Here is a 24,624-nt window from a genome sequence, read left to right as displayed (position 1 = left end):
TGCAGGGCCCTCAGGCGAAGGCCGCCGGCACGCGGGCGTGCCAGTCGGTCTCTTGCTGATACTGGTGAGCAACGCCCAGCAGGCGCGCCTCGTCAAAGTAGTTGCCGATCAACTGCAACCCGACCGGCAGGCCGTCGATCTCGCCGGCCGGCAGCGACATCGCCGGCAGCCCCGCGAGGTTCGCGGCGATGGTGTAGATATCCGACAGGTACATGCTGACCGGATCGGCCTTGGCACCCAGCGCGAACGGCAGCTCCGGGGTGGTCGGCGCCAGCAGCACGTCGACGTCCTCGAAGGCACGGCGGAAGTCGTCGGCAATGATGCGCCGGACCTTCTGCGCCTTCAGGTAGTAGGCGTCGTAGTAGCCGGCGGACAGCACGTAGGTGCCGACCATGATGCGGCGCTTCACCTCGTCGCCAAAGCCCTCCCCGCGCGAGCGGGTGTAGAGGTCCATCAGGTCCTCGGGATTCTCGCAGCGGTAGCCGTAGCGCACGCCGTCGAAGCGCGCGAGGTTGGAGGAGCACTCGGCCGGGGCGACCACGTAATAGGCCGGCACCGACAGGTGGCTGTTCGGCAGGCCGACCTCGCGCACCTCGGCACCGCGGCCCTTGAGCACCTCGATGGCGGCGTCGATCACGCCGCGCACGCCCTCGTCCAGTCCGGCCTCGCCGAAGAATTCCGTCGGCAGGCCGATGCGCAGGCCCTTCAGGTCCTGCTCCAGTCCGGCGGTGAAGTCCTCTTCCGGGCGCTCGACGCTGGTGGAGTCGCGCTCGTCGAACCCGGCCATGGCATTCAGCATCCGCCCGCAGTCCTCGGCAGTCGCGGCCATCGGACCGCCCTGGTCGAGACTGGAGGCGAAGGCGATCATCCCGTAGCGCGAGACGCGGCCGTAGGTCGGCTTGAGCCCGGTGATGCCGCAGAACGCGGCCGGCTGGCGGATCGAACCACCGGTGTCGGTACCCGTGGCACCCGGCACCAGGCGCGCCCCCACCGCGGCGGCGGAGCCGCCGGAGGAGCCTCCCGGGACCCGCCCGGTATCCCAGGGGTTGCGCACCGGGCCGTAGTAACTGGTCTCGTTGGACGAGCCCATCGCGAACTCGTCCATGTTGGTCTTGCCCAGCATCACCGCGCCGGCGGCATTCATGCGCTCGACGACGGTGGCGTTGTAGGGCGAGACAAACGGATCCAGCATGCGCGAGCCGCAGGAGGTGCGCACACCCTCGGTGCAGAAGATGTCCTTCTGCGCGACCGGCACGCCCAGCAGCGGGGTCTTTTCACCCTTCGCCAGACGCGCATCGGCGGCATCGGCCTGCGCCAGCGCCTGCTCGGCGGTCACGGTGATGAAGCTGTTCAACTGCGGATCGAGACGCTCGATCCGGTCCAGATACAGCTGGGTCAATTCGCGCGAGCTGATCTCGCGGGCCTGGAGCTTGCGCACCCAGCCGGACAGGGTTTCCTGGGCCATGGTTTCGGGGACTCTTGCTGGCTAGAAGCGTGACGGGTTCAACAGAACGGCGACGGCGCGGATCATTCGATGACGCGCGGGACCAGGTACAGACCACCCTCGACAGCCGGGGCGATGGCCTGGAAGACCTCGCGCCGATCCGGCTCGGTCACCGCATCCGGGCGCAGGCGCTGCTCGGCGTCCAGCGGGTGGGCCATCGGCTCGACACCCTCGATGGCCGCACCATCCAGTTGTTCGACAAAGTCAAAGATGTCGCTCAGCCCACCCGCGAAATCCCGGGCCTGGTCGTCGTCCATGGCCAGACGGGAGAGATGGGCGATGCGCCGGACTTCGGAGGTATCGACGGACATGGCAGGGTGGGTCCTGTAGCGTTCGGATTCATTGGGCGAAACGGAGCGCAAACTTACCACAAAGCCGTTGTTGCCCAAACCCCGGGCGCTTGCTAGAGTCGACGGCTTTCCCGCCCGCCCACTCAAGCAGGTTTCTTCTTCATGTTCAAACGCCTTCTGGGGTTGTTCTCCAACGACATCTCCATCGATCTCGGCACCGCCAACACCCTCATCTATATGCGCGGCCAGGGCATTGTCCTGAACGAACCTTCCGTGGTCGCCATTCGCCAGGATCGCGGCCCGGGCGGCCCGCGCTCCATCGAGGCGGTGGGGATCGAGGCCAAGAAGATGCTCGGCCGCACGCCGGAGCACGTGGTGACGGTGCGTCCGATGAAGGATGGCGTCATCGCCGACTTCACCACTACCGAGAAGATGCTGCAGTACTTCATCAAGAAGGTGCACGAGCGGCGGATCTTCCGCCCCAGCCCGCGCGTATTGGTCTGCGTGCCCTGCGGCGCCACCCAGGTGGAACGCCGCGCGATCCGCGAATCCGCCTTCGGCGCCGGGGCACGCAAGGTCTACCTGTTGCAGGAACCCGTGGCCGCAGCCATCGGCGCCGGCATCCCGCTGGACGAGGCGGTCGGCTCCATGGTGCTGGATATCGGCGGCGGGACCTCCGAAGTCGCGGTGCTGTCGATGAACGGCATTGTCTATTCCGAATCCGTACGCATCGGCGGCGACACCTTCGACGAGGCGATCATGGCCTATGTACGCCGCAACTACGGCGTACTGATCGGCGAGGCGACCGCCGAACGCATCAAGCACACCGTCGGCTCGGCCTATCCGGGCAAGGAACTGCTCGAGATCGAGGTCAAGGGCCGCAACCTGGCCGAGGGCGTGCCGCGCTCGTTCACCCTGAACTCGAACGAGATCCTGGAAGCCCTGCAGGATCCGCTGTACGGCATCGTCTCTGCCGTACGCACCGCCCTGGAGCAGACCCCGCCGGAACTCGGCGCGGACGTCGCCGAGCGCGGCATTGTGCTGACCGGCGGCTCCGCCCTGCTGCAGCAGCTGGACCGGCTGATCATGGAAGAGACCGGCATCCCGGTGGTCATCGCCGACGACCCGCTGACCTGCGTCGCCCGCGGCGGCGGCCGGGTGCTGGAGATGCTCGACGAGAAACGGGTCGACTTCCTCGCAATGGAATAAGGCCGGACCACCCCGCCCGCGTCGCCACGGCGCGGGTCTGGTTCGGGTTACACTCCGGGCCGCAACAGGTCGGCAAAGCCGCACGGGACGGGGTTCCGCAGCGGCTTTGCCTTGTCGACGCGATCCGGAACCGGAGGTCACGCCATCAGCAAGCCGCTGTTCAGACTGGGTGTCTCGCCCACTCTGCGCCTGCTCGCGGTGGTCCTGCTGGGCCTGGCGCTGATGGCGCTGGATCACCGCGTCAACGAACTGCAGTTTGTCCGCGGCGCCCTGGCCACCGTCACCTACCCGCTGCAGGTCGCGGTGGACGCACCGGTCCGCGCGGTCAGCCGGGTGTTCGAGTCGTTCACCAGCCGCGAAGACCTGATCACCGAGAACCGCATCCTGCGCAGCGAGAATGCCGAGCTGCGCGCGCGTCAGCTGCGCTTCGAGGCCCTGCAGCTGGAGAACGACCGCCTGCGCGCCCTGCTGAATACCGCCGAGCAGGCCGAAGAGCGGGTCGAGATCGCCAAGCTGCTGGCCGTGGATCTCGACCCCTTTCGCCAGCAGATCGTGCTCAACAAGGGGCGCAATGACGATGTCTATGCCGGCCAGCCGGTCATCAATGCCGACGGCGTGATCGGTCAGGTTCTGTCGACCCGTCTGACCAGCTCGATCGCTCTGCTGATCTCCGACCCCAGCCACGCGCTGCCGGTACTGAGCGCGCGCACCGGGCTGCGCGGTCTGGTGGTCGGCACCGGCAACCCGCAACGCCTGGAGATGCGCCACGTCCCGCTGCAGGAGGATGTGGAGCCCGGCGACCTGCTGCTGACCTCCGGGCTGGGCGGCCGTTTCCCGGCCGACTACCCAGTAGCCCGGGTCACCTCGGTCGAGCGGCCGCAGGGCCAACCATTCCTGAGCATCGAGGCCGAACCGCTGGCGGCCCTGGACCGCTCCCGCGAGGTCCTGTTGCTGTGGACCGACGGCGCCGTTTCAGCGATCGCCCCGCTCAGTCTGGACAACGACCTGGAGACGGCCCCGAACGCGCTCGAATCAGAACCGGCCGAAGGGACACCGTGACCCGTGCCATCGGCATCCCCTGGCCGGTGGCGCTGACCCTGCTGGCAGCTCTGGCCCTCGCCATCGTGCCGGTCCCGGATATCCTGCGTCCGGCGCGCCCGGAGTGGCTGGCGCTCATCCTGATCTACTGGGCCATGGCCTTCCCGTCGCGCATCGGCATCCTGACCGCCTTCGTCGCCGGCCTGTTGCTGGATACCCTGCAGGGTCAGCTGCTGGGGCAGAACGCCATCGCCCTGGCAGTCGTCATCTACATCGTGCTGCAGATTCACCCGCGCCTGCGGGTCTATCCGGTCTGGCAACAGATGATGGTGGTCGCCATCCTGATGGCCCTGTTCAAGCTGCTGGCCCTGTGGCCACAGGGCATCACCGGGTTTCCGCCGGGCAGCCTCTGGTACTGGGCGCCGGTCCTCACCAGCGCCCTGGTCTGGCCCCTGATCTTCTCCCTGCTGCGCGACCTGCGTCGGCGCTGGCTGCTGCACCTCACCTGAGGAAAACGCCGACCCCATCCCGGTCGAAGCAAACCGGGACTGTCACGCATACTGTGTCCGAACCGAAACAAGGAGCCTTGCATGGACCCGAACAAGCAAACCGAGATCGAAGCCGCCGTGTTGCGCCGCCTGCTGCAGCACCTGGACGAACGCAAGGACGTGCAGAACATTGACCTGATGAACCTGGCCGGCTTCTGCCGCAACTGCCTGTCCAAGTGGTACGTGGCCGCCGCCGAAGAACGCGGCGAGTCCATCGACTACGAGGGTGCCCGCGAGATCGTCTACGGCATGCCCTACAGCGAGTGGAAAGAGCGCTACCAGAAGGAGGCGACGCCGGAGCAGAAGGCCGCCTTCGAGGCCAGCCAGAAATCGCCCCATGCATGATCACGGCCTGATCGAGACCCCGGAGGCCCTGCAGGGCCTCCTCGACACCATCGCCGGGACCGACTGGATCGCGCTGGATACGGAGTTCATGCGCGAGAAGACCTACTACCCGCGCCTGTGCCTGATCCAGCTGGCAACTCTGGACCAGATCGCCTGCGTCGACCCGGTGCAACTCGACATCAAGCTGCTGGAACCCCTGCTGTTCGATGCCGGCGTGACCAAGGTCTTCCACTCGGCCTCGCAGGATCTCGAGGTCCTGTATCGCGAACTCGGGCGGGTGCCGACCCCGGTGTTCGACACCCAGATCGCTGCCAGCATGCTCGGCCACGGCGAGCAGATCGGCTACGCGAACCTGGTCAAGGCCATCCTCGATCGCGACCTCGACAAGAGCCAGACCCGCACCGACTGGGCACGCCGGCCCCTGAGCAAGGAACAGATCCTTTACGCCGCCGATGACGTACGCTTCCTGGCCACCGTGTTCATGCGCCTGCTGCACGAACTGGAAAGCCATGACCGCATGCACTGGCTGCGCCCGGAGATGGAGGCCCTGAGCGACCCGGCCCTGTACGAACCAAACCCCGAGGCGGCCTGGCAGCGGGTCTCCGGGGCCAAAAGGCTCAAGCCACGCGAACGCGGCGTACTCAAGACCGTGGCCGCCTGGCGCGAACGCGCGGCGCAGGCGAGCGATCGCCCGCGCCGCTGGATCCTGGCCGACGACATCCTGGTCGATATCGCCCGGCGCACGCCGGAGGACGCCGCCGCCCTGCACCAATTGCGCGGCTTCCCCGACGGCATGAAGCCGCCGCGTCAGGAAGAGCTGCTGGAGGCCATCCGCGAGGGCCAGGCCCTGCCCCGCGAGGAATGGCCACAACTGCCGGACAAGGCGAAGCTGACCGAGGCGGAAGAGGTCCTGGCGGACATTGGCATGGCCCTACTGCGCGAGTGCGCGCGACGCAACCAGATCACCGCCGGCGCTATTGCGCAGCGCAAGGATGTCATCGAACTCCTGAAGGGCGACGGCACGAGCAGCCGCCTGGGCAGCGGCTGGCGTCACGAGATCGCCGGAAAGACCATCGCCCGCTGGTTTGCGGGCGATGGTGAACTGACACGTACGGCGGAAGGGCTGCAGATCCGCCCGTGATCGCCGTCCTGGCGGACCTGCAGCGGTAGCGTCAGGCGGCCTTGTAGATCCCGCGGCGCGGTGAGGTCAGGCGACCCTGGCGCTTCAGGTAGGCCAGGGTCTGGCTGATGTTCTTGGTATCCAGGCCGGCCTTCTCGGCCTGTGCCTTGATCTCCTTGATGCCCATCTCCGGCTGGGTGGCGACGATATCGCAAAGCTTCTGGCTGATGGACTCACCACCGGCCCGGCGCCCGCGACGTCCGCCGCCCGCGGTACGACCCACGCGCCCGCCCAGTTCACGGATCTGGCGCTCGAGCTCGCCGAGTTCCTTGCGATGCCGTGCCACCATCTCCTTGCGCTTTTCCATCAGCTTCTCGCGCTTCTCGCGGCGTTCGGCTTCCTTGCCCTCGGCTTCTTCCTTTTCCCGCTGGCGCGCGAGGGCGTACAGTTCTTCGGCCGACAGATCGGAGGCCTTCTTGTTATCCATGCTCATACAGAACTCCCAGGTTCTTAAAACGGATGCGATTACAGGTTAAGACCAAAGGGTTTCCGGCTATTCAGTCTAGCCTCTAACATTTGATCACCATAGAATAGTACCACCCCATGGATAAATGCTGTAACGATCATAATAAGGCGCACACGACACAAGAGCGACTACACACACTTTCTGGCGAAAACCGCACACTCATACGAGAAGAGGTCGCCCGATTGTATAACCAGGCCGCGGGCACGCGCGCATCCGACCCTCCCGCCGTTCACTTTGACTTGAAAGGCCGGGCGGCCGGCCAGTGGCGCCTGAGAAAGAACACGGAAACCCTGCGCTTCAATCCGGAAGCCTTCAGTCTGGACTGGAATCAACATTTCCCGGAAACAGTGGCACATGAAGTCGCCCACTCTCTGGTATATCGCACCTACGGCGCGCGCAGGGTTCGGCCCCACGGCCCTGAATGGCGGGGGTTCATGCAGGCGATGGGGTTTCAAAAGCCCCGGGTCACACATGCGACCGCGCTGACCACACGCAAGATGCGCCAATATAACTACGAGTGCGCCTGCGGCCCTCAACTACTGAGCGCGCGCAGGCACTTTCTTATTCGCAAACGCGGCTACCACTACCAGTGCCGCCAATGCGGCGAATGGCTAAAGCGCTCCGACGACGGAGCGCCCTGAGGAGCCACCATCATTCCGGGGCATGTGGCTGTTGATATAGTCAACCAGCCGCACGGTTGCCCCCTGATGCTCCGCAATAAAAGCGGCCGAGCGGCGCCGCAAGGCCTCACGCCCGGGTTCATCCATTACCAGCAATGCCCGAAGACGGGTAATGGCCTCGTCGGCGTCGGCCGCTCGCCCCAGCACATTCGCAGCCTGCATGCGCTCCACCAGGAGTTCGAAGTTGTCCACGTGCGGACCCATCACGACCGGGCAGTGCCACAACACCGCCTCCAGCGGATTGTGCCCGCCCACCGAAACCAGCGACCCCCCTATGAAGGCCGCATCGGCCAGCCCGAAGAAGCGCTTCAGTTCCCCGAGGGTATCCAGGAGCCAGAAATGGGTGGCGGCGTCCGGCAGACCTTCACTGCGACGCACGAAGGTGTGGCCGGAACGCTCCAGCAAGTCCGCCACTGCGGCAAACCGCTGTGGATGACGTGGCGCCACCACAACCAGGAGGCGTGGATACTCGGTGCGCAATGCGCGCAGTCCCGAGAGCAACTGGGCCTCTTCGTCGGCATGGGTGCTGGCAAGAACGACCACCGGGCGCCCATCAACCAACGGGCGCAGGGACTCGACTTCCTGACGGTCGGTTTCCTCGACGCGGATATCGAACTTGATGTCGCCGTTGACCGTCACACGATCAGGCACGGCCCCGAGCGCGACGAAGCGCTCGCGGTCCAGCGGATTGCGACAGGCAATCCAGTCAAACCCGCTCAATGCCGGCGTGATCAGCCGCGGGAGCCGCGCATAACGCCGGGCCGAGCGCCCGGACATACGGGCGTTCGCCAGCACGACCGGGATACCCATCCGTCGGGCCGCCGCCAGCATATTCGGCCAGATCTCGGTCTCCATCACCACGATGCACCGCGGCCGCAGCGCTCGCAGGAAGCGCCCCTGTAGCCAGGGCAGATCCAGGGGCATAAAGCGATGCATGACCCGGTCGCCGAGCCGCTCGGTCAGCATCGCGGCGCCGGTCGGCGTCGTCGTGGTTACCAGGATGCGACGCGGGCCGGACGCCAGGAGCTGGCGAATGAGCGGTTCCGCCGCCAGCACTTCACCTACCGAAACCGCATGGATCCAGATCTCCGCCGGCTCCGGCGGAGGGGCCCAGCCCATCACCTCGCCCGGGCGCACACGCACCGATGCCCGACGACTGCGCAGTCCGTGGCGGATCAGCAGCAAGGGGGTCAGCAACGCAAGCAGCGCCGTGTAGACTACGCGGGTCATTCGCAGGGAGACTCCGATCCGTGACGGCCCGCCCCGAACATCCGAGCGCGACCGAACGCCCACCCCGCGGCCCCGCCACCTGGCCCATGTGGGCGGTGATCGGCCTGGCTCGGCTGGTCATCCAGTTGCCCATCCGCTGGCAACAGGCGCTTGGGCGCGGCATTGGGCGGCTGTTCTACCGTTACGGCCGCAAGCGGCGCGCGATCGCCCGCACCAACCTCGAACTGTGTTTCCCCGGCCAGCCGCCGGAACGGCGCGAACAGTGGCTGCGCGAGCACTTCGAGGCGGCCGGAATGGGTGTCCTGGAAATAGCCATGGCCTGGTGGGGACGCGACGCGCAACTCAAGGGGCATTACACAATCCACGGGCTGGAACATCTGGACAAGGCACTGGAGCAGGACAAGGGGGCCCTGCTGGTCAGCGCCCATTTCACCACACTCGAGCTTTGCGGGCGCCTGCTGGCGCTGCACCGGGAGTTTGCCGCGATGTACCGCCCCAGCGAACGCCCGCTGATCAACTACCTGTTCAAGGTCAATCGCAACCGCCACACGGCCGGCGTGATCGCACGCGACGACGTCAAGGGTCTGCTGCGCACCCTGCGCGAGAACATGCCCGTTTGGTATGCACCCGACCAGGCCACCAGCGGGCGCCAGACCGAGCTGGTCCCGTTCTTCGGCGAACCCGCGAACACGCAGACCGCAACGCATCGCATCGCCCGGGTCAGCGGCGCCCCGGTCCTCCCCTTCTTCGGCTACCGGCGCGAAGACGGCCACTACGTCGTGACCATCCACCCCCCAGTCGAGGGCTTCCCCACCGAGGACGCCCACGCCGACACCCTGCGCATCAACCACATCATCGAAGAAGCCGTGATGGATGCCCCGGGGCAGTACTTCTGGACCCACAAGCGCTTCAAGAAACGCGCGGGCCTGCCCGACCCCTACGCGAGCTGACTCTCGCGCACGATCAGTCTTCCAGACCCAGTTCGCGGCGGATATCTGCCGCCACCTTCGGCGTGTCATTCACTGGCGTGTAGGCCCACTGGTCAAGCGCGCCGGTGAATGGCCGGGTTACCCCTTCCGCCTCCAGGGCGGCATGGAAGGCCTGCAGGCGGCGGCCGAGCGGCCCCAGGGCCATGGTATACACCGGGACACCGGTCGCCGCCGCCTCCGAGACCATGGACACGGAATCGGCACTGACCACGATATGGTCGGCCGTTGCCAGCATCGCCATGAAGGGATTCTCGCCCTGCCCGTCCCAGACAAACCCCGGGACATCCGCCAACCCCGCGACCAGTCGTCGGGTACTGGCCTCGCCCGTACGCCGCGAAGGGGTCACCAGCACGCTACCCCCGGAGGCTCCGGCCGCCGAACGCAGATCACGGATCAGGGCATCCAGCCGCTCCTGGCCCAGATCTCCCCGCTGGGTGGCACCCCCGATCAGCACCGCGATCCAGGGCCGGGGAAATGCAGCCCAGGCATCCCCCAGGTCCGCACGCGCCGACTCCAGCCGCTCGGCCGTCACCCGGTGCAGGGCGCCGCGCGTCGCGATCACGTTCGGGCCGGTCAGCCCATCGTGGCGCGGTGGAACCACCCAGTCGAAATGCCGCGGGGCGATCTGCGGATCCTGAATATGCACGGTCATGATGGCACCCCCGCTGGCGCGCTTGAGTGCCACGGCCACCGTGGCACCGCGGCGCCCGCAGGAGATCAAGAGGCGCGGCCAGGGCGGCGCCAGGGAATCGCTATCGGAGGTCAGTCCCCGCAATACACCGGGCGCAAAGGAGCCGCGCATCCAGCGCCAGGGCGGACGCAGCCCCACTGTCTTGTGTTCGTAGGACAGCCCCACGGCCTCGGCCAGGCCACGGACCTGACTGGTCATCCCGGCCTCGCCGGTCGTCAGTGTCCAGCAGGAAGCCTCGGTCACAATGAAGCGCTCGTCGCCGGGCCTGCGGTCACGCCGGCAGGCCGCGCTGCACAGGCGTGTCGGGAGAGGCCAGCTCGTGGCGATTGCGCCACTCTTCGGTCACGTAGTTGATGATCAAAGAGCGCCGCACGCCTTCCAGGGAGCGACGATGGTAGCCATGCCAGGTGTTGTCGGCCGGCACGAACACCAACGCGCTGTTGTACGTGCCGGGCGCCGTCTCGTAGTGCGTGTCCGCGTCCACGTACACATCCGTACCCCAATTCTTGTAGCCAGGATCGGTGGACAGGTACAGCAGCATGGTGAATTTCTTCACGCCCAGATCCGTATGCGGCGCCAGCCAGAAACCCTCGGTATCCAGACAATGCTCGATCCGCAGGTAGTTGCCGCTCACGTCCACGCCACACACATCAAAGATCGTATCCAGCACCTGCGGGCTCTCGAAGGCCGCCGCAACGCTCTCGCAGACCTCGAAGGCCTTCCGGTTCTCGACGTCGAAGAAGCGCCGGGAACTGTTATGCGTCTCGCGCTTGCCCTCGGTATCGCCAATCGCGGGCGGCTCGAACGGCAGCGTCTCCACCGCGCGCGCCGCCGCCTCGGGCAGTACCGCCTGCGGATACCACCGCCGATACGGATACACCTCCGACTGCGCACGCCGTAGCGACGCCTTCACCTGATCTGCCACTACAGCGGCTGTATCCATCAGCGAATGCCTTCTTTCTCGAAAGTTTGGATCTTCGGAACCATAACAGGCCCATCGCGCTGAAAACCAATCGCTCGCCGACCGAACACAAGGCCTCAAGGTCGATAGTTTCGGGACACCCGAATAATCCATCGACTCGCGGCCCAGGCATGTATCCGTTTGCCGACGGAATCGGTCAATCGATCCATTCCACGTATTAACCCGGAAAGCCCCGGCGGCCCCGAAGAATGAAATACGCGGCCATCCATCATTGAGTCACCACCGTCCTCCCATACCAGGGCGGGGAAAACCTGAACGATGCATATATGCTTTCTCCAAGCCTGCGACAACAAGGTATCGTATGGCCTCGAAAAAGCAGTCTCCCAAGAGTCCAGAACCTTCTTGGCACCAAGCCGGGAATACACGAAGCCCGTCGCACCAAACCCTGAGCGCAGGGGCACGAAGACATCCATACCTGCAACGCGCGCGACCACCGGCCCCTTCACAGTAGCTGGGCGATTTTCCAGCTTAATTAGATCCCAGCCACTGATCCCGTTTTCCAGCCTTCGAACCTGTTCGACGAAATTCGGCGCTACCTCGGCATCATCCTCCAGAATCACGCACGACTCTTCGCCCGTTTCCAGAAACAACCTCAGAGCCTGAAAATGGCTGAGGACACAGCCGATTTCGGATGCCTGAAGCGGCTGACGGACTCGGCTCGCCCAATACCCCCGATGGCGAGCCTCGGAGTCAGACAAGCCCCGCCCATCAACCGCAGAAACAAACTCCGGTTCGACACCGCAGCTCCCGAGCCTTCGCTTGACCACTGAACGACGCTCAACGGCTCGGTCCAGGCTAATTACGAAAACCCTCATGTCATCCCGACCGCACACACACCAACTCTCTTTCGCCCTTGCAAATCGTCTAGAATACACGAGCTTCAAACGCCGAGGCCGCTTTGTGCCCCCTCCCCGCTACGCTGAAACGTTCCGCCACATAGCGGATTTGCTGAGAACACAGCCTCTTCACTACGCGAACTCTTTGCTCGTGTTCGCCTTCCTGACAGGGATCATCGCCTACGAGCATGGCCCTTTTACAGCATCGCTCCTGCTCTTGGCACTGGCGACCCTCTACCCCCTCGCCAAGGAATTCCCCGAAACCTTCAGGCTCCACTGGCCTTGGATACTCGGCCTGATGGCCTATGGAGGTTCCAGCATCGCACTCGGGCTATTGCACGGCACGCCGATTGACGAGCTTGGCAAGCCTCTTCGCTTCCTTCTCGGGGTTCTCGTATTTCTCCACCTGGCTCGCACCGGGTTCAGTCCCGCCGCGTTCTGGTGGGGGGTCGGGCTAGGGGCAGCGGTCGCGGGCGTCCTGGCCATTAACGAAGTCGTGACAGAAGGCGCAAAACGGGCCACACTCGGGTTCAATCCGGTACCGTTGGGCCTCCTGCTCAGCACGCTTGGTACCCTTGCACTGTACCGCGCCGCCACCCACCCACGACTGCCGGGCGTCATGGCATTTTTTGTTTTTTCTGGCCTCGCCTTCTCCGGGACCGTTGCCTCGGGTACTCGCGGGGCCTGGCTGATCTGGGTGGTGGGCGCGACGCTCATAGCCCTATTCTGGTTGCGCCGTTCGACCATACGCACTTCACTTAAGTGGATTCCACTGGTGATCTTGCTTCTGGGTGCTACTGGGATAATCTGGTCAACAGGACACGACCGCATCGACCACTCACTGGACGAAATCCGGCTCATTCAAGCCGGAGAGCTCCACTCCAGCCTGGGAACCCGCATACAAATGTGGCATACAGGGACTGAACTGGGGGTCCGGAATCCACTAACAGGCCTTGGGTCGGACCGAACCGACATCTATAACGCCGCGAAAGCAATACTCGACGCTCATGGTTACGAACCCCGAATCATCACTGAGTTTACTCACTTCCACAATCAGTACATCGAGAGTTTTGCGACATTCGGCTTACCCGGCCTTCTTGCGTGGCTGGCATTGCTAACAGCACTGGTCTACAAGACTGCTCCACCGACCCGAGAACCGGCGATCCTCGTGTTCAGCGCATTCGCGATCGGAGCCCTGTTCGAATCGACGATGGAGGCCGGCCGACTTATTTTCATGATGATACTGGTGGGCAGCATGGTGCGTTTACTGCACGACCCTTTTCGCGAGCAGCGAGCGACACACTCCAACGGCCGACTCAATTCCGCGGCATAGATGAAACGCGTCCTCCAAATTGTCCCCGCGCTGGAATCAGGCGGTGTGGAACGCGGAACCTTAGAGATTGGCCAAGCACTTGTGGCCGCCGGCCATCGCTCCTTGGTGGTGTCTGCAGGCGGACGGATGGTGCCAGAACTCGAGGCACAGGGGAGCGAACACTTTGCCTGGCCCATCGGGAAGAAATCACCCTGGACGTTTCGCCTTGTTCGACCACTACGCCAGTTCCTACGCGAACAGCGGGTGGACGTCATCGACGTTCGATCGCGCATGCCGGCCTGGGTAGCTTGGAAGGCTTGGTCAGGCCTGCCCCCCAGCGAACGACCGCGTCTGGTCACGTCGGTACACGGTTTCAACTCGGTCAATCGTTACAGTGCGATCCTCACGCGTGGCGAGCGGGTGGTCACGGTATCCGAAAGCCTCCGTTCGTTCCTGCTGAGCCATTACCCGCACCTTGACCCTGGCCGCATCGAAGTGATCCATCGCGGGATTGATATCGGCGAATACCACCCCGGGTTTCTGCCTTCATCGGACTGGATGGCTCTGTGGGAGAAGACGTTCCCGCAGCTTGCCGGACGTTACACAATCGTACTGCCGGGACGCATCACTCGCCTGAAGGGGCACTTCGACGCGCTGGACATCTTGCAAGGGCTGCAAGATCGGAACGTCCCGGCGCACCTGCTGTTCGTAGGCGGTACCGATCCGCGCAAAGAAAATTACCGCAGAGAACTGGAAAGCAGAATTTTGGCAGACGGACTTGCCCCCCATGTGACCTTCACGGGGCAACGGACGGACCTCCGCGAAATCCTAGCCATTTCGAATGCCGTACTATCCATCTCCACGCAACCAGAGTCCTTTGGCCGGACCACCCTCGAGGCCCTTAGCCTGGGACGCCCCGTGCTCGGATACGATCATGGCGGCGTAGGCGAGCAGCTCGCCGAACTGCTTCCGGAAGGGGCCATACCAGTCGGAAAAACCCAGCAGGCCGCTGACCGCCTCGCGAAATGGGCTAAAGGGGACAACCCAATTCCCCGTTGGCCCCATGCGTGGGATCTGGACACAATGTGCCGACGCACCATTGGTGTCTACGAAAACCTGGCTGGAGGTTAATTCACCGGGTATGGCTTACCACTCCATTTCCAAGCAAGTCGGGAGGGTCAGCGCAGCGATTCCGTGGAACCCGCATAGAGAGCGCAAAGAGTCGCGGAGCCATTGAAATGATCATTGGGGAAAACGCCGCATGGTTGCCATTCCCCACGCATCCTCAAGATCTTCGAACCCGTCGCCCGAGCGATTGAAAAGCCTCGATGCCAAGAGTGGCGGGACTCGATGCAAGCGTTTCCAATCACAGCCGCAGAAAGAAAACTAGGATAAGGAGCCTGATTCATGGCAACGAAAAACGCCAGCACCATCACCGTCGAGGTCGGCGCGGGTGAACTGCTGGACAAGATCACGATCCTGAAGATCAAGAACGAGCGCATCGACGATGCCGAGAAGCTCCGGAACATTCGCCATGAGCTGAATGTACTTCAGGAAACCTGGGTTCAGGCCGGGCTGGACAGCCCCGAGGTTGAAGGTCTCGAGCGGGACCTGCGCGAAGTGAACTCGAAGCTCTGGGAGATCGAGGACGAAATCCGCGAGTGTGAGGCGAAGAAGGACTTCGGCGACCGCTTCGTGGAACTGGCGCGCTCGGTCTACATCACCAACGACGAGCGTGCCCGCATCAAGAAGGCCGTTAACACGCTGTGCAACTCGGCGATTGTTGAGGAAAAGTCGTATTCGGACTACAAGAGCTAGCCGGATCGCAGATCCGCAATCACCTTCCGCAACACGGTTTCCATCGGGAGCTCTTTCAGGTCGTCCGCCTCGATAGCCCGGAAGTTGGCACGGGACAGCCCCGTGCGGACGGGCGAGGCATGCGGCCCGAACAAGGCCAGCCCTGGCTTGCCGAGGCACGCCGCGACATGCGTCGGCCCAGTGTCGTTTCCGACCACGTATGAGGCGCCCTGGATCGCCCCCGCCAACCCGAACCAGTCCAGCACTTTGTCATGGGTGTCAAACAGGGGCGTCGCGGGGATCGCTCGACATAGCTCGATCTCGTCGGGCCCCGGGACGGTCACCACCTGATACTCCGTCTGATTGGCGATCGCAGACGCAAGGGTTGCGTAATGGGGCCAGCGCTTCTCGGGGTGACTGGCAGAGGACCCTGGAACCAGAACGATGTACTTGCCGGTCACGCCGCGGGCCTGAAGGATGGACGTGACATCATCCGCCATCCAGCCAATATCAGGCGCAAGGGTGTGGGGGGTATCCAGCCCGGCCCCTGCGAGCTGTCGCTGAAAGGCGGAGAGCGCCGACTCTTCGCCACGCTTGCGCTCGCCGAAGACCCAGTCGGCGTGTTTCAGGATATAGCGGCGATAGATCGACGTCCTGCTGGAATTCTGGAGATCGTAGACACGATCAAAGTGTTCGCTTCGTAACAACCGTGCCAGGCGCCACCACAGCAAGGGCTCGCGCGCCTTGGGCCGAGTTTCGGTCAACACGCGATCCACGTGAGGGCAACGTTCGAAGATCGATCGGTATGGCGGAGTCGTCAATACGACGAGTTCGTCACTCGGGTGCTGCTGACGGATGTCGCGCAGCACTCCATCCACCTGGACAACATCGCCGAAGGCGCCGTGTTTGATTACGAGGATTTTGGCCATACGGCTTTCGCCCCACTCCCCCGAGTCAATTGGAGCGGCGGGATTTGGATATCAGATCAAGAAGACCTGACAATTCAGTCGTCGTCTTTCAGGATGAACTGGGTGCCGCAGTAGGGGCACAGGTAGCGGCCGTCGGGGGTCTCGTCGATCGGGAGAAAGACGCGCGGGTGCGAGGACCACAGCGCCATCGTCGGCGTGGGGCAGTGCAGCGGCAGGTCCTTGCGCGTGACGGTGATTTCGGTCTGCGCGTTCGCGGTCGGGTACTGATCCTGGTGGTGGGCGGTATCGGGGTTCACCATGGTTTTTCTCGCATCCGGTTGACGGAAAATTTGGGCGTCTCAGACGAAGGTCAGCCAGCCCTCGTGGCGGCTGTCCCGGCCCTGTACCACATCGAAGTAGCGCGACTGCAGGCGCTCGGTGATGGGTCCGCGGGTGCCGGAACCGATCGCGCGGTCGTCGACCTCGCGGATCGGGGTCACCTCGGCGGCGGTACCGGTAAAGAAGGCCTCGTCGGCGATGTACACCTCGTCGCGGGTGATGCGCTTCTCGATGACGTCCAGGCCCTCCTCGTGCGCCAGCTCGATGACCGTGCGGCGGGTGATGCCGTCCAGCGCGGAGGTCAGGTCCGGGGTGAACAGCACGCCGTCGCGCACGATAAAGATGTTCTCCCCGCTGCCTTCGGCCACGTAGCCCTCGGTATCCAGCAGCATGGCCTCGTCGTAGCCGCAGCGGGTGGCCTCCTGCAGGGCCATCATGGAGTTCATGTAGTTGCCGTTGGCCTTGGCCTTGCACATCGTCACGTTGACGTGGTGCCGGCTGAAAGAGGAGGTGCGAATGCGAATCCCCTTCTCGATGCCCTCGTCACCCAGGTAGCTGCCCCAGTGCCAGGCCGCAACCATCGCATGCACCAGGAGATTGTCCGCGCGCAGGCCCATCCCTTCGGAGCCGAGGAAGCACATCGGGCGCAGGTAGGCGCTCTCCAGCCCGTTGTCGCGCACGGACGCGATCTGGGCATCGTTCAGCACCTCGGCGGTATAGGGGAGGGTCATACCGAGGATCTTGGCCGAGTTGAACAGCCGCCGGGTGTGGTCCTGCAGGCGGAAGATCGCGGGGCCGCGCTCGGTCTTGTACGCGCGCACACCCTCGAACACCCCCATGCCGTAGTGCAGCGTGTGGGTGAGCACGTGGGTCTTCGCCTCGCGCCAGGGCACCATCTGCCCGTCCAGCCAGATCACCCCGTCGCGGTCGGCCATCGACATTGTCTTGTTCCTCTATGTGGTCGCGTTCGCGGCCGATTCCGGCTCGCCGAACAGGTCATTCCAGGCATCGATCACGCCATCGCGCACGGCGCAGAGCTCGTCGTCGGGCTTCTCGACCCGGGCGTCCAGGCCCGCCAGCGTCAGGCGGTGGATGCGGTTGCGCAGATCGCGGTAGGCATCCGCCAGCGCCTCGCTCAACGCCGCGTCGATCACGCCCTCGCGCCCCAGTGCATCCAGCGTGCGGATCTTGTCCGGCCAGTCACACACGGCGGGATGATCGTGAGCGGATACCAAAACCCAGTATTGAACCATGAATTCGATATCAGTGATACCGCCCCGGTCGCGCTTGAGATGGAAGCCGTGGCCCCGCTTCGAGGCGTGCTCGGCCAGCATGCGGTTGCGCATCTCGACCACCTCGGCGCGCAGTGCATCGGTATCCCTTTCACGAGTCAGCACCTCGCGACGCAGGGCATCGAACTGCTCGCCCAGTTCGGCATCCCCGGTCACGAAGCGCGCACGCACCAGCGCCTGATGCTCCCAGGTCCAGGCCGACTCGTCCTGGTAACGCCGGAACGCCTGCAAGCCGCTGACCAGCAGACCCGCGGTACCACTGGGGCGCAACCGGGTATCCACCTCGTACAGGCGGCCCGCCGGGGTAAAGGCCCCCAGCAGGTGCACCACCCGCTGGGCGACGCGGGCGAAGAATTCGGTGTTGTCGATCACCTTGGGCCCCGCGGTCTGCGCCTCGTCGCCCTCGCTGTCGTGCAGGAACACCACGTCCAGGTCCGAACCATAGCCCAGCTCGAAGCCACCCAGCTTGCCGTACCCGATCACCGCAAAGCGCGCGACGCGGCGCGCATCCGTGGCCCCGCACTGCGGCTCGCCGTGGCGCTCCACCATCTTGTCCCAGGCCAGCTGCAGCACCCGCTCCAGAAGCACCTCGGCCAGCCAGGTCAGATGGTCGGAGATCTTCATCAGCGGCAGAAAGCCCATGATGTCAGCGGCCGCCACGCGTAGCGTCTGCACCTGCTTGAACTGGCGCAGCCGGTCCAGCATCTGCTCGTGGTCCTGCCCGGGGAACTGCGCCAGCTCGGCCTCCAGCTCCTCGCGCAGCCCGTCACGATCGGGCGGCGCGTACAGCGCGCGCGGGTCCAGTAGCTCGTCCAGCAGCACCGGGTGGCGGGTCAACTGCTCGTTGATCCACGGGCTGGCGGCCACCAGCTTGACCAGCTGCGACAGCGCCAGGGGGTTCTCGACCAGCAGCGACAGGTACACCGAGCGCCGGGCAATCGTGCGCACCATCTGCAGCGCCCGCGGCAATACCGCATCCGGCGCGTCCATCTCCGCGATCGCCCCGATCAGCAACGGCATCAGGCGGTCCAGGCGCTGGCGCCCGGTCACGCTCATCGCGCGCACGCCCGGACTCTCGCGCAGATCGGCGATCCCGCGCAGAGCCTCGTCCGCATCCTGAAAGTCCATCGCCTCCAGCACCGCCCGGGCATCCGCCTCCGGCAGCGAGCCTTGCCACAGACGATTGAGCTGCTGCTCGCGCCCGGTCTCGGGCGAGGCCTCCATGGCCTCCCCGTCCGCGCGCTGCGGGGCACTGAATACCTGCTCGAAGTGAGCATGCACCCGCCGCTGCTCGCGCAACAGCGCCATCTCGAAGGCCGCCTCGTCGTCGAACCCCAGCGACAGCGCCAGTCGATGCCGGTCCTGGCCATTGGAGGGCAGACGGTGGGTCTGCTGGTCATTCAGCATCTGCAGACGGTTCTCTACCCGACGCAGGAAGCGATAGGAACGCTCCAGCTGTTCGACGGCATAGCCGGGCAGCAGGTCGCGCTCCTGCAATGCCGTCATCACGCCCAGCAGGTCACGCCGCTGCAGCCCCTGGTCGCGCCCCCCGCGGATCAACTGGAACGACTGCGCGATGAACTCGATCTCGCGGATCCCGCCCTCGCCGTGCTTCACGTCCTCGAAGCGACCGCGCCGCGCCGACTCGTCGTTGATCATCTGCTTCAGCTCGCGCAGGTTGGCCAGCGTGCCGTAGTCCAGATAGCGCCGGTAGATGAACGGGCGCAGCCGGCGCATCAGGCGCGCCCCGGCCTCCGGGTCGCCCGCCAGCGGACTCGCCTTGATCAGGGCGTAGCGCTCCCACTCGCGGCCGTGGGCCTGGTAGTAGTCCTCCATCGCGTCGAAGTGCATCACCAGCGGTCCGGAATCCCCGAACGGGCGCAGGCGCATGTCCACGCGATAGCAAAAGCCGTCCGCAGTCACGTCCGACAGCGCTGCAATCAGCTGGCGCCCCAGGCGCTGGAAGAATTCCTGATTCTCGATCACGCGCTTGCCATCGGTCTCCCCCGCCTCCTCGAAGGCGAAGATCAGATCGATATCGGAGGAGAAGTTGAGCTCGCTGCCACCCAGCTTGCCGAGCCCCAGAACAACCATGGACTGGGGCTCGCCCGCGGGGCTGCGCGGCTGGCCGTAACGCTCCTGCAAATGGCGGTCCAGCCATTGCAGGCCACCCTCGATAAGGGAGCGGGCCAGACGGCTCAGGTCGTGCATGACCTCGTCGAGGTCGGCGTGCCCGGCCAGGTCGCGCCAGGCGATGCGGATCATCTCGCGATGCCGCGTTTCGCGCAGCGCGTGACGCAGCCCGGCATCGTCGGTCACGGCCTCCAGGCGCGCCTGCAGCGTGCGCTCGAAGTCCGCATCGTCACAAGCCGGTATTTGGCCGTGTGGATCCAGCGCCTCGAGCAAGTACTCCGGATGCTGACGCACTGTCTGCATCAGGTAGTGGCTGAAGGCGAACGGGGCCGGCGTCGACGCCAGGAAGGTGTCCGGCCAGGCGAGCTTTTCGTCCAGCTCGGCCAGCAGATCGCGGACCTCCTGCTCCAGCGGCGGCGACAGGCGAGCGGGGGATTCGGGCAGGGGCTTGTCCATGTGCCAAGCGTATCAGCGTTGCGACCCGGGGAGGCCACCCCATGCCACGTACCGGTCGCGGGGTATTGACTTGGATGAGAACACAAATAACAATCGTTATCGTCTACACGGCTATCCGCCGAATGAATCCACACGAGGATCGCTCGCCATGAACTTTCGCCCGTTTGCCTGGCTGATCGCCACGACCGCCGCCATCGCCGTCAGCATGCCCCTGGTCGGCTGCAGCCCCGCCGACCAGGACGAGGTCAACCTCTATTCGGCGCGCCAGGAAAACCTGATCAAGCCGCTGCTGGACGACTTCACTGATCAGACCGGCATCCCGGTCAATCTGGTGACCGGCGGGGCGGACAGCCTGCTGCAGCGCCTGCGCCACGAGGGCCGCAACTCACCCGCCGATCTCTTCATCACCGTGGACGCAGCGCGTCTGCACCAGGCCAGCGAGGCCGGCGTGCTGCAGGCGGTGGAATCGGACGTGCTGCGCGAGAATATCCCGGAGCGCTACCGCGACCCGGACGGACAGTGGTTCGGTCTGTCATCGCGCGCGCGCCCCATCCTCTACCACAAGGACCGCGTGGACCCGGCGGAACTCTCCACCTACGAGGCCCTGACCGATGCGCAATGGGAGGGCCGGATCTGCATCCGCTCCTCCAGCAACGTGTACAACCAGTCGCTGGTGGCCGCGATGATCGCCACCGAGGGCGCCGAGGCCGCCCAGGACTGGGCCGCCGGGATCGTGGCCAACATGGCGCGTCAGCCGCAGGGCGGTGACCGCGATCAGATCCGCGCCGTGGCCGACGGGGTCTGCGACGTCGCGATTGCCAACACCTACTACCTGGGCCTGATGCTGGGCGGCGAGGGCCGTGATCGCGAGGTCGCCGAGCAGATCGGGGTGTTCTGGCCCAACCAGGACGGCCGCGGCACCCACGTGAACATCAGCGGCGCCGGCGTCACCGCGCATGCCCCGAACCGGGACAACGCGATTCGCCTGCTGGAATTCCTGTCCTCCACCGAGGCGCAGGAGTGGTACGCCGAGGTCAACCAGGAATACCCAATCCGCGACGACGTACCGGCCAGCGACATCCTCCAGAATTTCGGCGAATTCCGGTCCGACGACATCGAGCTCTACCGCCTGGGCAACCACAACGCCGAGGCCGTACGCATCATGGACCGCGTCCGCTGGCGCTGATGCTCGCCCACGACACCCCACTCACTCTCGCCCCCGGTCCTCCGGGGGCGCTCTGTTTTGCACCCCAGAGCGCACGGAGGACACGGAGAAAACTGCAAATTCAGGAACTACGTAGGATGTGTTGAGCGCAGCGAAACGCATCATCGCGCCGGCGGGTTAGGCCCGATGCGTTTCGCTGCGCTCAACACATCCTACATCCGTGCCCTCCGTGCCCTCCGTAGTTCAACCGAAACAACCCGGCCACAGCCACGTCACGCAGCACCACGACAATCCGCCAGTCACAAGGCGGCCATAGTGGTATTCGAAACAAGAACCTTTATTATTCGCAATCCATGACCGCCCAGACCACCAACCCGCCCGCGACGCCTGCGAACCCCGCGGTTCGCCAGCGCCTGCCGTTCAGCCCGTGGTCGGCAGTCGCCATCGTCGTAGCGCTGACACTCGCCCTGCCGATCCTGGTCATCTTCGGGCACGTGTTCATCCCCGCCGGCGAGGTCTGGACCCACCTGCGCGAGACAGTGCTCGCGGACTATGTCGTCAACTCCCTGGCCCTGCTGATTGGCGTCGGGATCGGGGTGCTGGTGATCGGGGTGCCGGTTGCCTGGCTGGTCAGCGTGTGCGAGTTCCCCGGCCGTTCGATCTTCCAGTGGGCGCTGATGCTGCCGCTGGCCATGCCGGCCTACATCATTGCCTACACCTACACCGGCATGCTGGATTTCAGTGGTCCGGTACAAAGCCTGATCCGTGAGCTCACGGGACTGGGATACGGCGAGTACTACTTCCCCGAGATCCGCTCGCTGGGCGGCGCCATGGCCATGCTGACGCTGGTGCTCTACCCCTATGTCTACCTGCTCAGCCGGGCCGCCTTCCTCGAGCAGTCGGTCTGCGTACTGGAGGTCTCCCGCACCCTCGGTGCCGGTCCCTTCGGTGGCTTTCGCCGGGTCGCCCTGCCGCTCGCGCGCCCGGCCATCATCGCCGGGTTGACCCTTGCGCTGATGGAAGTGCTGGCCGATTACGGCACAGTCGCCTACTTCGGCGTGAGCACCTTCACCACTGGCATCTTCCGCACCTGGTACGCCCTGGGCGACCCGGCCGCAGCGGCCCAGCTCGCGGCCGTGCTGCTGACCTTCGTATTCGTACTGATCGTGCTGGAACGCTGGTCGCGGGCCAAGGCACGCTTCCATCACACCAGCCGCCGCTACTCGACCCTGCCGCGTTACCAGCTACGCGGCTGGAAGGCCACCGCGGCCTTCCTCGGCTGCCTGTTTCCGGTCCTGCTGGGCTTCCTGCTGCCGGCCCTCCAGCTCGGACTGTGGACCGTGCAGACCACCGAACAATGGATGAACCCGGCCTTCGGGCGGCTGGTGTTCAACAGCTTCTGGCTGGCCATCGCCGCGGCCGTGATCGCGGTCGTCCTGGCCCTGGTCCTTGCCTATGCGCGGCGCATGGAGGGCGGGCGTTTCACCGCGGCTGCCGTGCGCGTCGCCGGGATGGGCTACGCGGTACCCGGCATCGTGATCGCGATCGGCGTGATGATCCCGTTCGCCGCCTTCGACAACGCCCTGGACGGCTTCATGCGCGACACCTTCGGGGTATCCACCGGCCTGTTGCTGTCGGGCACGCTGTTCGCCCTGCTGTTCGCCTATGCCGTGCGCTTCCTCGCGGTCTCGCTGCAAACAGTTGAGGCTGGGTTGGGCAAGATCCAGCCGAGCATGGACGATGCCGCCCGCTCGCTGGGGATGCGCCCGCTGCAGACCCTGACCCGGGTACACCTGCCGATCATGCGCGGCACCCTGCTGACGGCATTGCTGCTGGTATTCGTCGATGTCCTGAAGGAGCTTCCGGCGACGCTCATCCTGCGCCCGTTCGACTTCAACACCCTCGCGGTGCGCGCCTTCGAGCTGGCCAGTGACGAGCGCCTGGCCGAATCCTCCAGCGCCGCCCTGGCCATCGTGCTGGTCGGGCTGGTTCCCGTTATCCTGCTGTCGGTGACCATCGGCCGCTCGCGCCCCGGCCAGCAGGGCCCGACCCGCGCGGCGGACGAAGAATCGCCGCAAAAACCCCTCGCCATGCCCGCAGGCACGACGAATACGCCATGACCCAGCCCATCGAAACCACACTACAGGTGCCCCATACCCCGCTGATCGCCCTGGATCGAGTGGATATCGGCTATGACGGTACCGCCGTGGTCCACCAGGTATCCCTGGCCCTGCCCAAGGGCCAGATCGGCTGCCTGCTGGGTCCCTCCGGCTGCGGCAAGACCACATTGCTGCGGGCGATCGCCGGCTTCGAGCCCCTGATGGCGGGGAGCATCCAGCTGGACGGGCGCAGCGTCAGCGATGCCCGCAGCACGATCCCGCCGGAGAAGCGCGGGGTCGGCATGGTGTTCCAGGATTTCGCCCTGTTCCCGCACCTGAGCGTGGCCGACAACATTGGCTTCGGCATCCGCGACTGGAGCCGCAAGGATCGTGACGAGCGCATCCGCTCGCTCCTCAAGCTGGTGGGGTTGCCGGGCTATGGCGAGTCCTACCCGCACGCCCTGTCCGGTGGCCAGCAGCAACGCATCGCCCTGGCCCGGGCCCTGGCCCCGCGGCCCAAGCTGCTGTTGCTGGATGAGCCATTTTCCAGCATGGACGTGGAGCTACGCAGCGAACTGGCCCGCGAGGTCCGGCGCATCCTGCGCGCGGAGAACACCACCGCCATCCTCGTGACCCACGACCAGAACGAGGCCTTCGCCTTCGCCGATCGCATCGCGGTGATCCACCAGGGCCGCGTGGCCCAGTGGGACACTGCCTACAACCTCTACCATCGCCCGGCGGATCGTTTCGTCGCAGACTTCGTCGGCGAGGGTACGCTGATCCCCGGCATGGTCTGCGCCGAACACGTGGTCGATACCGCCTTTGGCCAGATCGAGGGCACGCTGTCGGAACAGCTGCCGCCCGGCACCGCCGTGGACGTCCTCGTGCGTCCGGACGACATCGCGATCGACAACGAAGCGGGCACCATCCGCACCGAGATCCTCGACAAGGCCTTCCGCGGGGCGGACTTCCTCTACACCCTGCGCCTGCCGGACGGCCTCAGCGTGCTGTGCATGGCGCCCAGCCACGACAATTTCGTCATCGGCGAGCACGTGCGTCTGCGCCTCGACTTCACCCACCTAGTAGTGTTCTCGCGCGGCAGCGGGGTCGACTGCCCGGCCTCCTGACCCGCGCG

24 protein-coding genes are annotated in these 24,624 nt (G+C 65.1%); 13 read left to right on the top strand and 11 right to left on the bottom strand.

What is annotated here, in order from left to right:
* Nucleotides 1–10: 10 nt before the first annotated feature.
* Both gatA and gatC read right to left on the bottom strand, forming a co-directional pair.
* The gene (gene gatA / locus G315_RS0108795) at nt 11–1,465 is read right to left on the bottom strand and encodes an Asp-tRNA(Asn)/Glu-tRNA(Gln) amidotransferase subunit GatA (RefSeq protein ID WP_019612344.1); all 1,455 of its coding nucleotides are present in this window, start codon (nt 1,463–1,465) and stop codon (nt 11–13) included.
* Between the two features lie 62 nt (nt 1,466–1,527).
* Nucleotides 1,528–1,815: an Asp-tRNA(Asn)/Glu-tRNA(Gln) amidotransferase subunit GatC gene (gene gatC, locus G315_RS0108790; protein WP_018145248.1), complete on the bottom strand. Its 288-nt coding sequence runs from the start codon at nt 1,813–1,815 to the stop codon at nt 1,528–1,530.
* A 141-nt stretch (nt 1,816–1,956) separates the two neighbouring features.
* Between gatC and G315_RS0108785 the strand changes: the two genes are divergently transcribed.
* The 5 genes from G315_RS0108785 (at nt 1,957) to rnd (ending at nt 6,075) form a co-directional block, all read left to right on the top strand.
* Nucleotides 1,957–3,003, top strand: coding sequence for a rod shape-determining protein (locus tag G315_RS0108785; protein ID WP_018142132.1), 1,047 nt, complete (start codon nt 1,957–1,959; stop codon nt 3,001–3,003).
* 111 nt (nt 3,004–3,114) lie between these two features.
* Nucleotides 3,115–4,062, top strand: a complete 948-nt coding sequence (gene mreC, locus G315_RS0108780) for a rod shape-determining protein MreC (RefSeq protein WP_019612343.1) — start codon at nt 3,115–3,117, stop codon at nt 4,060–4,062.
* Nucleotides 4,059–4,550, top strand: a complete 492-nt coding sequence (gene mreD, locus G315_RS0108775; protein WP_018169025.1) for a rod shape-determining protein MreD — start codon at nt 4,059–4,061, stop codon at nt 4,548–4,550. Before mreC ends, mreD begins: the two co-directional genes overlap by 4 nt.
* An 81-nt stretch (nt 4,551–4,631) precedes the next feature.
* Nucleotides 4,632–4,934, top strand: coding sequence for a DUF1244 domain-containing protein (locus G315_RS0108770; protein WP_018169024.1), 303 nt, complete (start codon nt 4,632–4,634; stop codon nt 4,932–4,934).
* Entirely contained in the window at nt 4,927–6,075 is a 1,149-nt protein-coding gene (rnd, locus tag G315_RS0108765) for a ribonuclease D (protein WP_019612342.1), read from the top strand. Before G315_RS0108770 ends, rnd begins: the two co-directional genes overlap by 8 nt.
* 31 nt (nt 6,076–6,106) lie before the next feature.
* Here the strand turns inward: rnd and G315_RS0108760 are convergent, their stop codons facing one another.
* Entirely contained in the window at nt 6,107–6,547 is a 441-nt protein-coding gene (locus G315_RS0108760) for a hypothetical protein (RefSeq protein ID WP_018145243.1), read from the bottom strand.
* A gap of 110 nt (nt 6,548–6,657) precedes the next feature.
* On the opposite strand from G315_RS0108760, the gene G315_RS14235 reads away from it, so the two are divergent.
* Nucleotides 6,658–7,221: a SprT-like domain-containing protein gene (locus G315_RS14235; RefSeq protein ID WP_081624466.1), complete on the top strand. Its 564-nt coding sequence runs from the start codon at nt 6,658–6,660 to the stop codon at nt 7,219–7,221.
* Here G315_RS14235 and G315_RS0108755 read toward each other — a convergent pair.
* Entirely contained in the window at nt 7,192–8,490 is a 1,299-nt protein-coding gene (locus G315_RS0108755) for a 3-deoxy-D-manno-octulosonic acid transferase (RefSeq protein WP_019612341.1), read from the bottom strand. The genes G315_RS14235 and G315_RS0108755 overlap by 30 nt on opposite strands.
* Nucleotides 8,491–8,510: 20 nt before the next feature.
* Between G315_RS0108755 and lpxL the strand changes: the two genes are divergently transcribed.
* A complete protein-coding gene (gene lpxL / locus G315_RS0108750) occupies nt 8,511–9,440 on the top strand; it encodes an LpxL/LpxP family Kdo(2)-lipid IV(A) lauroyl/palmitoleoyl acyltransferase (RefSeq protein WP_255349440.1) in 930 nt (309 codons plus the stop codon).
* A gap of 13 nt (nt 9,441–9,453) precedes the next feature.
* Here lpxL and G315_RS0108745 read toward each other — a convergent pair whose 3' ends face one another.
* From G315_RS0108745 to G315_RS14230, 3 genes are all read right to left on the bottom strand, one after another.
* The gene (locus G315_RS0108745; protein WP_019612339.1) at nt 9,454–10,413 is read right to left on the bottom strand and encodes a mitochondrial fission ELM1 family protein; all 960 of its coding nucleotides are present in this window, start codon (nt 10,411–10,413) and stop codon (nt 9,454–9,456) included.
* Between the two features lie 28 nt (nt 10,414–10,441).
* Nucleotides 10,442–11,113: a 2OG-Fe(II) oxygenase gene (locus tag G315_RS0108740; protein WP_026338856.1), complete on the bottom strand. Its 672-nt coding sequence runs from the start codon at nt 11,111–11,113 to the stop codon at nt 10,442–10,444.
* 95 nt (nt 11,114–11,208) lie between these two features.
* Nucleotides 11,209–11,967, bottom strand: coding sequence for a glycosyltransferase family 25 protein (locus G315_RS14230; protein WP_081624465.1), 759 nt, complete (start codon nt 11,965–11,967; stop codon nt 11,209–11,211).
* Between the two features lie 172 nt (nt 11,968–12,139).
* On the opposite strand from G315_RS14230, the gene G315_RS0108735 reads away from it, so the two are divergent.
* The 3 genes from G315_RS0108735 to G315_RS0108725 all read left to right on the top strand — a co-directional run bounded on the left by G315_RS0108735 (nt 12,140) and on the right by G315_RS0108725 (nt 15,118).
* Nucleotides 12,140–13,321: an O-antigen ligase gene (locus G315_RS0108735; RefSeq protein ID WP_231370711.1), complete on the top strand. Its 1,182-nt coding sequence runs from the start codon at nt 12,140–12,142 to the stop codon at nt 13,319–13,321.
* Nucleotides 13,322–14,431 (top strand): glycosyltransferase family 4 protein, encoded by a 1,110-nt coding sequence (locus tag G315_RS0108730; RefSeq protein ID WP_026338854.1) that lies wholly within the window; start codon nt 13,322–13,324, stop codon nt 14,429–14,431. It abuts the gene before it with no gap.
* Between the two features lie 276 nt (nt 14,432–14,707).
* On the top strand, nt 14,708–15,118 hold the full coding sequence (locus G315_RS0108725) for a DUF6165 family protein (protein WP_019612335.1): 411 nt from the start codon (nt 14,708–14,710) through the stop codon (nt 15,116–15,118).
* Here the strand turns inward: G315_RS0108725 and G315_RS0108720 are convergent.
* From G315_RS0108720 to glnE, 4 genes are all read right to left on the bottom strand, one after another.
* Nucleotides 15,115–16,026 (bottom strand): glycosyltransferase family 9 protein, encoded by a 912-nt coding sequence (locus G315_RS0108720; protein ID WP_019612334.1) that lies wholly within the window; start codon nt 16,024–16,026, stop codon nt 15,115–15,117. The genes G315_RS0108725 and G315_RS0108720 overlap by 4 nt on opposite strands.
* Nucleotides 16,027–16,100: 74 nt before the next feature.
* On the bottom strand, nt 16,101–16,325 hold the full coding sequence (locus G315_RS0108715) for a zinc-finger domain-containing protein (RefSeq protein WP_018145221.1): 225 nt from the start codon (nt 16,323–16,325) through the stop codon (nt 16,101–16,103).
* Between the two features lie 39 nt (nt 16,326–16,364).
* A complete protein-coding gene (locus G315_RS0108710; RefSeq protein WP_019612333.1) occupies nt 16,365–17,285 on the bottom strand; it encodes a branched-chain amino acid transaminase in 921 nt (306 codons plus the stop codon).
* Nucleotides 17,286–17,297: 12 nt separating this feature from the next.
* Nucleotides 17,298–20,225, bottom strand: a complete 2,928-nt coding sequence (gene glnE, locus G315_RS0108705; protein ID WP_019612332.1) for a bifunctional [glutamate--ammonia ligase]-adenylyl-L-tyrosine phosphorylase/[glutamate--ammonia-ligase] adenylyltransferase — start codon at nt 20,223–20,225, stop codon at nt 17,298–17,300.
* Between the two features lie 148 nt (nt 20,226–20,373).
* On the opposite strand from glnE, the gene G315_RS0108700 reads away from it, so the two are divergent.
* The 3 genes from G315_RS0108700 (at nt 20,374) to G315_RS0108690 (ending at nt 24,616) form a co-directional block, all read left to right on the top strand.
* Entirely contained in the window at nt 20,374–21,411 is a 1,038-nt protein-coding gene (locus G315_RS0108700) for a Fe(3+) ABC transporter substrate-binding protein (protein WP_018145218.1), read from the top strand.
* Between the two features lie 332 nt (nt 21,412–21,743).
* Complete coding sequence (locus G315_RS0108695) at nt 21,744–23,510, top strand: iron ABC transporter permease (protein WP_018145217.1); 1,767 nt, start codon at nt 21,744–21,746, stop codon at nt 23,508–23,510.
* A complete protein-coding gene (locus G315_RS0108690) occupies nt 23,507–24,616 on the top strand; it encodes an ABC transporter ATP-binding protein (RefSeq protein WP_018145216.1) in 1,110 nt (369 codons plus the stop codon). Before G315_RS0108695 ends, G315_RS0108690 begins: the two co-directional genes overlap by 4 nt.
* Nucleotides 24,617–24,624 lie beyond the last annotated feature (8 nt).

It is taken from the genome of Thioalkalivibrio sp. AKL7 (assembly GCF_000381705.1).
GTDB classification, from domain to species: Bacteria; Pseudomonadota; Gammaproteobacteria; order Ectothiorhodospirales; family Ectothiorhodospiraceae; genus Thioalkalivibrio; species Thioalkalivibrio versutus.
The sequence above is the reverse complement of the archived record's forward strand: the minus strand, read 5'-3'. Positions and strand labels throughout refer to the sequence as shown.